The sequence below is a fragment of the uncultured Planktosalinus sp. genome, assembly GCF_963973675.1.
Lineage (GTDB): Bacteria > Bacteroidota > Bacteroidia > Flavobacteriales > Flavobacteriaceae > Planktosalinus.
Genome location: NZ_CAXBAN010000412.1, coordinates 1 through 2192, shown reverse-complemented (window position 1 = coordinate 2192; position 2192 = coordinate 1). Strand labels below are relative to the sequence as shown.

At 43.8% G+C, this 2192-nt stretch carries 2 protein-coding genes; both read right to left on the bottom strand.

Annotated features, from left to right (window positions below):
- Positions 1 to 1654, bottom strand: a 1654-nt coding sequence (gene recQ, locus AACY61_RS12775) for a DNA helicase RecQ (protein ID WP_339611966.1), incomplete at its 3' end; no start/stop codon positions are given.
- Positions 1655 to 1773: 119 nt separating this feature from the next.
- Positions 1774 to 2106: a single-stranded DNA-binding protein gene (gene ssb / locus AACY61_RS12770; protein WP_339611968.1), complete on the bottom strand. Its 333-nt coding sequence runs from the start codon at positions 2104 to 2106 to the stop codon at positions 1774 to 1776.
- Between the last annotated feature and the right edge of the window lie 86 nt (positions 2107 to 2192).

The window sequence follows — 2192 nt, the reverse complement described above, 5'->3', positions numbered from 1 at the left end:
CTTTTAATGCGGCATCACTGAAAACAATATAAGCGGCTACATTTTCTTCGAGTGCAATTTCGCGTCTCAGCTGACGGAGCTTTTCAAAAAGCCCAAAGGCTACGGCTTTAGGGACTCGCTCTTTTTTAGTGATTTTCTCTTTGGTTTGCAGGGAAGCCAGTTTCACTTTTCGGCCTTCAAAAAGAATTTTATTTGCAAGCGGTGTTAACAGCAAGCGGCCTTTTTCGTGAAAATGAATCTCGAGAATCCCTTGATTCACCATTTGAATGATGTATTGCTGTAAATCCAGCCACGGAATGTCTTTTGCAACACCATAAGTCCTGACGTTTTGGTAGCCCTTGTCATAAACTTGGGCATTTTTTGAGCCCCGAAGCACATCCACAAGCATTCCTAAAGGCTCCTGCTCTCCCAGCCTGTACACGGCTGAGCAGACTTTCTGTGTCAGAATGGTGCCATCTATAAATTGAGGCGGGGTTTTGCAATTGTCACAGTGGCCGCAGTCTTCAGAAATATGCTCGCCAAAATAGTTGAGCAACGCAATGCGACGGCAACTAAGAGCTTCGGCAAATTGCTGCATGCGTTCGAGCTTGGCAAGCTGAAAATCGCGGGTGGCCGATTCTTCAATAAACTGGCGGAGTTTCACCACATCGGCAAAACTGTAAAAAAGCATGGTTTGTGCCGGCAGTCCATCACGACCACTCCGCCCGATTTCCTGATAATAGCCTTCAATATTTTTGGGCATATTGTAATGGATCACCCAGCGCACATTGCTTTTGTCGATTCCCATGCCAAAGGCGATGGTCGCAACAATAATGGGAGTTCTGTCATTGACGAAATCCTCCTGTATACGGGTGCGTTCCTCAGAGTCAAGACCGGCGTGATAGGCTTTTGCCTTATAGCCACTTGATTGTAGCTTTTGAGCCAGAGATTCAGTACTTTTCCGGCTGAGGCAATAGATGATGCCGCTTTCCTGATGACGGTTTCTCAAAAACTGCAGGATTTGAGGAAGCCTGTTCGTACCGGGGCGCACTTCCAGAAAGAGGTTTTTTCGATCGAAAGAAGCCAGGTGTTTTTTGGCATTAGGGATGTGAAGCTGTTTGACGATATCATCCTGGGTAGCGGTATCTGCCGTAGCGGTGAAGGCTGCTACCGGCACATCGGGAAAAGTCTTTTTTAAAGATCCAAGTTGGGTATAGGCCGGTCTAAAATCATGCCCCCAGGCCGAGATGCAATGCGCTTCATCGATAGAAAAAAGGGAGACGTTGTTTTTATTGAGGTGCGGCACCAGGAAAGAAAGGCTTTCGGGAGCAACATAAAGAAGTTTTATTTTTTGGTTGTGGAGGTTTTGAAGCACCTCGCTTTGCACGTCCTGACTTTGTGTACTGTTGTAAAACGCGGCAGGGATCCCATTGGCGTGCAGGGCGTCTACCTGATCTTTCATCAATGCGATTAGGGGTGAAATTACAATAGCCGTGCCGGGTAAGATTATAGCCGGAAGTTGAAAACAAACAGACTTCCCACCACCAGTGGGCATAATGGCGACCACGTCATTTCCTGTGAGAATATCTTTAACAACAGCCTCCTGATTGGGCCTGAAACTATCAAAACCAAAGTGTGTTTTTAAAAGGGGGAGGATGTTTTCTTTTGCTATCATGATACAAATTTAAGGAATTTAACAGTTGTCAAAAATTCAAATTCCAAGCACCAAACTCCAAACAGTCAAAGCTTGGAATCTGGTACCGATGGCTATCGGATTGGAATTTGTAAGTTCACCTATTTACTGAGCATTAACATTTCGCTACAGACTACCTCAGTGATATAACGTTTGACACCTTCCTTATCGTCATAAGAGCGAGAGGTGAGTTTGCCTTCGATGGCGATTTCCTGCCCCTTATTGACATACTTTTCAATAATTTCTGCAGTTTTACCCCAGGCTACGATGTTGTGCCATTCTGTGTTTTCAACTTTTTCACCTTTTGCATTGGTGTAGTTTTCATTGGTGGCTAAAGAAAATTTTGCCAATTTTTTTCCACTTTCAAGATTTACGATTTCAGGCTCTTGTCCTAATCTTCCAATCAACTGTACTTTGTTTCTTAATGCGTTCATAATAATTAAATTTAAAATTAAACAGTTAATACTTTTTGTTGTTTCAACCTGTTGGTTTCTTTCAACGATACAAAGATGTGACAGCC